The sequence below is a fragment of the Methanobrevibacter sp. genome (genome assembly GCF_045603845.1).
In the GTDB taxonomy this organism is placed as follows: Archaea; Methanobacteriota; Methanobacteria; order Methanobacteriales; family Methanobacteriaceae; genus Methanocatella.
Genome location: NZ_JAZUMY010000003.1, coordinates 26,051 through 34,150, shown reverse-complemented (window position 1 = coordinate 34,150; position 8,100 = coordinate 26,051). Strand labels below are relative to the sequence as shown.

Here is an 8,100-nt window from a genome sequence, read left to right as displayed (position 1 = left end):
TCATGAAAACTTATAAATATTCTTAAAAACTTATTTTAATCATGGAATTTATTGGAAAAGTCAATGATATCAAATCTTATTTTATTGTTTCCATATTATGTCTGCTATCAATTTTTAGAGTATATGTTGGAAACTCTTTTCCTTATTGGTATTTACTTACAAATCAGCTAGATGAATTGCTGCTGATTAACAATGCTCATCTGGGCCAATATTTTGCCAATTGGAACATTCACTCATTAAGTAAAACTATCGCATATTCACTTTTTTTAAAGTTTGTAAATGTAACTGGATTGCCTTATGGTGTTGTCCTTTCTTTAGTGTGGATATTGGCAGGAATTTTTGTAGTTTATGCTGTTTATAATTCCATAACAAAAAATAAAATATTTTTAGCATTAATTTATCTGTTTATAATTTTTCTGCCTACAGGGTTGGATTTGTTCATAAGCGGCAGAATTTATAGAAATGCTATTATAGCTCCTTTTTTAATTTTATTTTTATCTTCTCTGTTCATATTTATGAATAAAGTAATTTTTGATGATTTAAAGCAATACTCTTTATTGATTTGGGGAATCATTTTAGGGCTATTGTTTACTTTTAATTATTACATTAAAGAAGATGGGATTGGAATTTTAATCCTGTTTTTGGCCGGAATATTAATTACATTAATTTTTAAATTAGCGGATTATTTCAAAAGTAATAAATTTGACGTTAGAACTTCCGGTAAAATGATTGTTTTGTGTTTAATTCCTATTCTTATTTTTATAGGTGGAACTTTCGCATATTCAGAAATCAATCATGAAAAATTCGGTGTATATGACATCAATACAAGGACCGAAGGTGAACTGGGTGAATTTTTCCACAATCTCCTATTAATTGAAGATGACAATAAATCAGACGTGTTGTGGGTTCCCTACTCAACAATTGAAAAGGCTTGGAACGCTTCACCAACATTGCAAAGCAGACCAGATTTATTGGATAACTGGACTCATTCCGGATGGGCGGAGGGAGATTTGAAAAAGAATAATTTGACTGGAGACACCATTGCTTGGAGTTTAAGGGATGCTTTATCCAGTTCAGGATTATATAATGATGAAAAATCTACCAGCGACTTTTTCCACACGGTAAATAATGAGCTTAGTGATGCATTTGAAAACGGAAATTTAAATAAGTCCGATAAGATTTTCATCTCAAAATATGCAATCGGAAGATCTTTAGATGAAATTTATAGCTTAAAAGATTTGTTCTTCCCGTTACTTCAGACATCCACATTATATAATGATTTGGGAAGGACAATCCAGGAATGCAATGTTGATGTAATGTATCCTACGTTAACTTATGGTGAGCGTAGTGATGTTTCAGAAATCGAATCCTTTTTAAATATGCATATCTTAACCAAGGATGAGTTTTCACAGGATGATTTCACATTAAAACTTGCCGGTTTAGATATCCAATTATATCAGGTAATTTCTATCGTGTTAGTAATCATTTCCGTCATAGGATTCATATTTACTGGATTAAATGTAATCATGAGTAGATTTAAGCAAAAAAGTATGTTATTGCTGTTTATTTTTGAAATATTGTTGTTGGCAACATTTTTTGTTCAGCTATTCGGATTGTGTTGGTTCTGTTCATTTTTATATTACTGCGAGTATACTATAGCATATTCCTCAAACTGCCAGGCTATTTTTGCTTTATTTGAGGTTTTAAGCATTTCCGGATTATTCGTTCTATTGAAAGAAAAATATTTTGAATAATTAATATTCACAAAAGTTATATAATCTTAAAAAACAATTATATATGTAATAAATTATGTGGTAGATAGTTATGTCAACTTCAGATATTGGTAATAATGTTATATTCAAAAAACAATTAGGATTAAATTATGAAATCGACCAAAAGTATGTTGGTTTAAAAATGAAGGAGAATAATATTTTATCTTTTAATTTCAGAGTTCCTGGAAGTTTAAAAGATGAAGTTGAAGGATACTTCAGAAGATTTAAATTAGGTGAACCAATTCTTGTTGATATTGGGGGTACTGGGGATATTAGATGTGAATTCAAAGGTATTTCTCCTGTTTTGAAAAATAAGGATGAAATGGATCAATATTTCCTTTCTGCAACTTTACAAGAAGATAAAACTTATAATCCTTTAGAAGAAGAAAAATGTGAATCATGCAGTGGATGCGGATTCCACTAATTAATTCATTATTTTTAAATTCCATATTATTTCTCTTAATTTATTTCATTTTTCTTTCATCATCTTATTTTAACTTTTTATCTCATAATTCTTATTAAAAATAGTTGTTTAATTACTTAACTATGATTTAACCTTTTATTTATTATTTTCAAGTAACAACATTTATATATTTTCTTTTTTATAAATTAATATATTATAATATAATTATAGAGGGAGTCTTAATATGTTTGATTTAGTTCATTTTACTGTAAACTCGCTAGCTATAGCTAATGTTTATGGTCTTGCTAACATAACAATCGGTTATTTTGATATAATTTTAGCCTATTTAGTGGCTATTGTTGTATCTATCATAATTGCATTAATTTTAAGGGTTCCATTGATGCCTTCTAGCAGGTATTCTTTTGATGTAAGTGCAATTTATCCAACTCCAATTATTGCTATTGGTGTCTTATCATTCTTTTTGGTTTTAAATTACACTTTTGCATTTAATGGACTTGTACTCGCTATTATTATAGGTATTTGTTCTGGTTTGTTTGTGAAATATTTATTCAATTATATATTTCCATCTCCAGATGAGGGGGAGGATATAAATGAATGAGATAATAGGTATTATACTTGCAACCATTATCTGTTGGCTGAATTTTGTAATAGTTGATACTTATTTTGGCCTTCCGGAACAGCCGGGTGTTGAAGGAGCTCGTATTATAGGTGAATCAATTAAAAAGAGAAATGGAGATATTGCTGGCGGATTTTTCCAAGGAAACATTTTATGTTCTCCGGATGCATCTGCAGGTACATTAATTGCATCTATCGGATATTTGCTTTTAGGTATTCCTGGAGGAATTATTGCTGCATTTTTAGTCTTTATTGGAAATAGATTGTGTGCTGATCCAGGTTATGCTGGAACTGTCGGCTCATTAACTGCCACGATACTTATTTTCATATTCTCATTTGTCGGATTAACTCCGGAAATGTTTATTGTAGGTATGGTTATTGCAATATTGACCATTCAGGGTATTGATCAGGTTAGAGCATCTATCATTCTTGGTAAGATAGCTGATAAGTTTAATAGACATGCTGAGGAGTGATATGATGTATGCGGAAATTATTGGTATAATTTTAATATTTGTTTCTTTAAGAGCATTGATTACTAAAAATAGGGCAGAAAGACTATTGTACCTGAATGTTATTGGATTTGGCGTTTCTGCACTTATTGCACTGGTCATTAATACTCCTTTCGCTCTTATTGTTGCAGCAGCATTCTTTGTCTGTTCTACTATCAGTGCAAATGCAATTGCCTACACGTTAAATAGATTGGATGATGAAATACTTTTGGACGGAGAGGATTAGTATGGAGTTTGTCGTTTCTATTATTGCAATTGTGTTAATGATTATTGGTGCTGCAGGTATCATATTGCTTAAAAAACCTATGGATAAAATTATAATGTTTTCCATCCTTGATGCAGGTTTTTTATTGACTGTAGTATTGTTTAAATATCTGGATGTAGCTTTATTTGTTGCATTATCTGGTCCTTTATCTACTTTAGTATTTATCATGTCTATTGTAAAAATTAAAGAGATTAGAGCTAAAAAAGTAGAAAGTGGTGAGATACATGATTGATGTTCAGTTATTTTTCTATTTTGGAATTGTTTTAGCTATTGTGGGCAGTTTGGCCACTGCATGGGGTCCAGGAGTTAAAGATCCTATTGTCAGGACATTCAATACTGAAGTGGCTTCTATCGGGGTCTGTCTGGTATTGTTATCATATAATCATGTTTTAGCGTTATTGACATTGGTTGCTACAACTGTTGTCATTACTTTGATTTTATTTAGAGCTATTATTCGTTTGGAAGAAATGGGGGCAGACGTATGAGAATCGGTAAAATCTGGAATAAATTGGCTGATCCGAAAAACGTTCCTAGATTATTCGCTTTCTGTTTAGGAATAATATTGATTGTAGGATTTGTTGTTCCTATGGCTCTAAATCCAGATCAGTTATATACAAGACCTGCTCCTCAGGAGCAGATTGATGAAGGCCTTTCAATTGCACCTTATGACAGAGGCGGTGTCGTGTTGAAAGAGCCAGGAAACATCAAGCCTCAGTATCCGGAAAATGCCGCAGAGTTAGGTATGATAACGGCATATATGTCTCCGTTGGCAGAATGGATATCCTCAATATCTCCGTACTTCGGAACTTCAATTTATTCATCTCCTGGTGGACTTGTAGATGAAATATTGTATTATACAAGAGGTTCCGATACAATTTTAGAGTCTTCCATATTAATGATGGCGTTTATTATAGCTTCATGGTTAACCGTTAATTATACAATGAAAAGAAGAGATATTGCCAAAGATATTAAAAAGGCAGCTGATGATTCTGCCCGTGTTGCTCGTGAAGTAAAAATTAATGATGAAAAGGCAAGGGCAAAACAGTTAAGGAGGGATAACTGATGGTGTTGATTCCTGCTTATGTGCCTAGTGCATTCATTTCAATGTATTTGCCTGCAATTTACGCCGGATTAATTGTCGGATTTATCGGATCAATGGCAATAGCTATGAGAAAAGAAGAGATTCATATTCTTATATTGACTGATTTGATTGGTCTTGCCATGATATTTGTTGTTTCCGCTGTAGGTACTGATTTGGCGGAAGCTTTAATTTTGCCTGGTCTGGTTGTAGAACTGGCTGAAACATTGGCAATTTCAGAAATTCTGATTTCAAGAGAAATGCATAAAATCGATGCTAATCCTAGAGCAAATTTAACTAAATCAACTTCCCTGTTTCCTCAGCCATTTGCTTTGGATATGGAAATCATGACTACAGCTCCTAATTTCATTGCATTGATATTAATCGCTTATGGAATATTTTTAACCGGATTTACTGGTGGTGCGGTAGCTGGTGGAGGAATAGTGTTATATGCATTATCTAAAAAAGCAAGAGGATTGCCGGTGTTAGTCATCGACGGTTTGGCCGGTGTTAGTGGAATTGCATGGTGTTTATGGATTATCGGATTCGTATTATTCTTTGTTGTCCCTAGTTTGTGGGTACTAAGTTTATTCTTAGCCGCTTGTGGATTATTATTAAAAGTAGCTTCAAAAGTAGGTTTGATTGGGCTGCTTATGAGAGAGGATATTGATAAGGAGTAGTGGTGTGTTATGGATTTTGTTACGCTTGGAGGAAATTTATTAGGTACAATACCACTTGGAGATATAGTATTATATCTTACGCCACTTAATCTGTTCCTATTTGCAGTAATGCTTGTATTCACATTGCTGATTGCAATCAGTAAAACGGAAACGCAGGTGGAAGCTACCTTTAACAAACTTTCAAATACTAATGTTAAGGTAGGTAAAAGTGAATTCAAACAAAGAAGATTTTTGGCGGTTATCTGTGGTATTGCCACTGCAGGAGCTATGATTACTGGAGATTTGTTTAACTTCACATTGTTTATGGCATTAATCGGTATTTTGAATATTGGTATTGTTTCAGCAGTAAAACAGACCAGTGTTTTAAACTCAGCATATCAATATGGATTAATTGCTATGATGTGCAGTTTGCCTTTATTTGGTGGTGCATCCATCATTCTCGCATCAACAGGAACTTTAAGTCTTGCTGTACTGTCACAAATGTCAGCAACTCCTATGGTTGTATTTGGTGCGGTTTTAATGCTGCTCGGTATCTTGGGAGAAAGCGGTGTGGCACCATTCTTTGCAAGTAAGGCTGAAATGTTCAGGACTCCTGGTTCTCCATTTATTGTAATTATTCACTTAAGTTCTTTGTTTATTATTGTGAGGGCTGTTGAAATATTATTATTGGTATTATGGTAGTGAGAGTATGGTTAATCAAAAGATTACGTGTATTATATTATTGATTATATCTACAATAGCTATCTTGGCTTGCTTGGTTGTGGACTTTGCAGACTGGATAGTTTATTTGGTGGCTATAATTGGTATTCCGCTATGGGTTTTATCTGTAGGATTGCTTACTATGGCAAAACCTAGGCCGGAAGATGCAGAAGAAAGGGTGAAAGAACCTTTTACTGGATATTAGTGGTATTATGAATTTAATGGCAGATATTTTAATTAATGTAATCATTGCATTCCTTGCTGGAAGTTTGCTTTTAGGTTTGCATAGGAAAATAATGGCACGTGTTCAGAAAAGACCTGGTCCGCCTATCATACAGCATTTATTGCATTCTTTGAAATTTTTCTTCAAAGAAACAGCATTTCCTAAAACAGCTTCAATGCCATTTTATGTTGGTATTGTATTTATTTTGGCTGCAATATGGATTGTTGGTGTGATTGTGGGTCCGGTAATGCATAACTCTTTGCTGATATTGTTCGGTGTTTATGCAGTTTATAAAATTGTTGAGCATAATTCAGGATCAAGTTCCGGTTCACCTTATGGAAAGGCAAGTTGTGTAAGGGCTGTGTTATCAGCAGCAACTGAACTACCATTATTTGCGGCAATTGCGCTTGTATATTTAAAAACAGGCACGATGAACATAGGAAATATTATTAGTTATCAGGCTAGCAACGGTCCGTTGGCATTTTCAATACCTCTTGCAGCTATTATGTTTTTCTTGTTATTATTATCTAAATCTCCATACTCTCCATTTGGAATAACTAAGGATAAAACATTGGTTTCAGGTTTTGAAACAGAGCATTTCGGATTCTTAAGAGGATTCATAATGTTTTCAGAATCCATTTCTTGGTATGTTATGTTATGGGTTTTCCTAACAATATTCTTCGGACCTCTTGATGTTGTTGGTTATGTCATTGGAATGATTGTGATAACATTCATTACAGGATTTATCAATTCAGTAACTCCTCTGTTGAATCCGAATCATTCCGTTATGAGTCAAATAACGATAGGGGCAGTTTGTTTTGTTGGAACAATTTTAATGATTTTAATATAGGATGGGATTAATATGAGTTCAGAGAAAGTCATTGTTTATTTAACTTCATTGGTTGCAATCGGTATAATTGTAGTGGGTTTACTTGCAACATTATTCCATTCTACAGTTTTAGCCCCAATTCCTATTTTGGGAGTTATTTTGGCTATTTTGGTATTGTTAACTAATAAAGGTAATTTTGCACATACAGTTGAGAATTTAGAGAAAATAATGTTTTTCGTAACATTTATTGTAATTATTTGTTCATTTATATTACTTTATAAACCAATTTAGGAGGATATTATGTTAGATTATTTAGTTTATTTGCTTACATTTGTAATCGGTTCCATTTTGGGTCTTTTGTACAGTTATAAATTACACGGCGAACCTTTTATTGTAGATACTGCATTAAATAGTAAAATGTGCATAGTATCCATCATTGGTTGGGTTTTGGGTATAAACTCAGGTAATATTGTGCTGGGAGGAATAGGATTTCTTTTGGCAGGTTTTGTAATGGGTGAAAGGCCAGGTTACGGAAGAAAAGAAACCGCTATCGGTTTGGTGATAGCAATTATTATTTATTTATTATTACACTGGACAATATGATGTGATTTCAATGGATGATAAAGGAAAATTAGAGTTGATGAAAGATCGTATAGTTAAAACTTATGTGATTCAAAAGGATATAATCAATCCTTTATCTGAGGATTTTGACTGTACGCCTGAAGAATTAGAGCATGTTTTATTTGATTTATTAGATATGTCCGGATTGTTGTCCCTACATGCCACATTTGAAACCGCAGAATATGAATGTTTAGTTAAAAAGTTCCATGCTGATTTAAGACTCTGTTTATTTGTGAATACTTTGGAGTTAATATCTCAAGATGATGCAGATGAGCTTAAGGAAAAATTGGCAAAACAAGTAATGGATGGTAAAGATTATTCTGATGTATTAAAGGAAGGTCAAAAACAATTATTCCAATTATTAAAAAATTCTAGATAAAGAGGG

The 8,100-nt window shown here is 32.8% G+C and carries 15 protein-coding genes; all 15 read left to right on the top strand.

What is annotated here, in order from left to right; translation table 11 throughout:
* Nucleotides 1-41: 41 nt before the first annotated feature.
* The 15 genes from ACKI2W_RS00355 to ACKI2W_RS00285 all read left to right on the top strand — a co-directional run bounded on the left by ACKI2W_RS00355 (nucleotide 42) and on the right by ACKI2W_RS00285 (nucleotide 8,094).
* Entirely contained in the window at nucleotides 42-1,754 is a 1,713-nt protein-coding gene (locus tag ACKI2W_RS00355; protein ID WP_407378425.1) for a hypothetical protein, read from the top strand.
* A 70-nt stretch (nucleotides 1,755-1,824) separates the two neighbouring features.
* Entirely contained in the window at nucleotides 1,825-2,196 is a 372-nt protein-coding gene (locus tag ACKI2W_RS00350) for a hypothetical protein (RefSeq protein ID WP_407378423.1), read from the top strand.
* 223 nt (nucleotides 2,197-2,419) lie between these two features.
* Nucleotides 2,420-2,794, top strand: coding sequence for an energy-converting NiFe hydrogenase A subunit EhaA (gene ehaA, locus ACKI2W_RS00345; protein ID WP_407378422.1), 375 nt, complete (start codon nucleotides 2,420-2,422; stop codon nucleotides 2,792-2,794).
* On the top strand, nucleotides 2,787-3,284 hold the full coding sequence (locus ACKI2W_RS00340) for a hypothetical protein (RefSeq protein WP_407378420.1): 498 nt from the start codon (nucleotides 2,787-2,789) through the stop codon (nucleotides 3,282-3,284). The genes ehaA and ACKI2W_RS00340 overlap by 8 nt, the downstream gene beginning before the upstream one ends.
* A gap of 4 nt (nucleotides 3,285-3,288) precedes the next feature.
* Nucleotides 3,289-3,546 carry a DUF2109 domain-containing protein gene (locus ACKI2W_RS00335; RefSeq protein WP_407378419.1) on the top strand — a complete coding sequence of 86 codons (258 nt, stop codon included), beginning with the start codon at nucleotides 3,289-3,291 and terminating at the stop codon, nucleotides 3,544-3,546.
* Between the two features lies 1 nt (nucleotide 3,547).
* A complete protein-coding gene (locus ACKI2W_RS00330) occupies nucleotides 3,548-3,817 on the top strand; it encodes a DUF2108 domain-containing protein (protein WP_407378418.1) in 270 nt (89 codons plus the stop codon).
* Complete coding sequence (locus tag ACKI2W_RS00325; RefSeq protein WP_292874781.1) at nucleotides 3,810-4,070, top strand: EhaE family protein; 261 nt, start codon at nucleotides 3,810-3,812, stop codon at nucleotides 4,068-4,070. The genes ACKI2W_RS00330 and ACKI2W_RS00325 overlap by 8 nt, the downstream gene beginning before the upstream one ends.
* Nucleotides 4,067-4,648 (top strand): EhaF family protein, encoded by a 582-nt coding sequence (locus ACKI2W_RS00320; protein ID WP_407378416.1) that lies wholly within the window; start codon nucleotides 4,067-4,069, stop codon nucleotides 4,646-4,648. Before ACKI2W_RS00325 ends, ACKI2W_RS00320 begins: the two co-directional genes overlap by 4 nt.
* Nucleotides 4,648-5,343: an EhaG family protein gene (locus ACKI2W_RS00315; RefSeq protein ID WP_407378414.1), complete on the top strand. Its 696-nt coding sequence runs from the start codon at nucleotides 4,648-4,650 to the stop codon at nucleotides 5,341-5,343. Before ACKI2W_RS00320 ends, ACKI2W_RS00315 begins: the two co-directional genes overlap by 1 nt.
* 9 nt (nucleotides 5,344-5,352) lie before the next feature.
* Nucleotides 5,353-6,024, top strand: a complete 672-nt coding sequence (locus ACKI2W_RS00310; RefSeq protein WP_407378413.1) for a hypothetical protein — start codon at nucleotides 5,353-5,355, stop codon at nucleotides 6,022-6,024.
* Between the two features lie 64 nt (nucleotides 6,025-6,088).
* Nucleotides 6,089-6,247, top strand: coding sequence for a DUF788 domain-containing protein (locus ACKI2W_RS00305; protein WP_407378412.1), 159 nt, complete (start codon nucleotides 6,089-6,091; stop codon nucleotides 6,245-6,247).
* Nucleotides 6,248-6,254: 7 nt separating this feature from the next.
* Entirely contained in the window at nucleotides 6,255-7,115 is an 861-nt protein-coding gene (locus ACKI2W_RS00300) for a respiratory chain complex I subunit 1 family protein (RefSeq protein ID WP_407378411.1), read from the top strand.
* Between the two features lie 12 nt (nucleotides 7,116-7,127).
* Nucleotides 7,128-7,385 carry a hypothetical protein gene (locus ACKI2W_RS00295; protein ID WP_407378409.1) on the top strand — a complete coding sequence of 86 codons (258 nt, stop codon included), beginning with the start codon at nucleotides 7,128-7,130 and terminating at the stop codon, nucleotides 7,383-7,385.
* Nucleotides 7,386-7,394: 9 nt separating this feature from the next.
* The gene (locus ACKI2W_RS00290) at nucleotides 7,395-7,697 is read left to right on the top strand and encodes an energy-converting hydrogenase subunit EhaL family protein (RefSeq protein WP_407378407.1); all 303 of its coding nucleotides are present in this window, start codon (nucleotides 7,395-7,397) and stop codon (nucleotides 7,695-7,697) included.
* A 10-nt stretch (nucleotides 7,698-7,707) separates the two neighbouring features.
* On the top strand, nucleotides 7,708-8,094 hold the full coding sequence (locus ACKI2W_RS00285; protein WP_407378405.1) for a DUF1959 family protein: 387 nt from the start codon (nucleotides 7,708-7,710) through the stop codon (nucleotides 8,092-8,094).
* Nucleotides 8,095-8,100 lie beyond the last annotated feature (6 nt).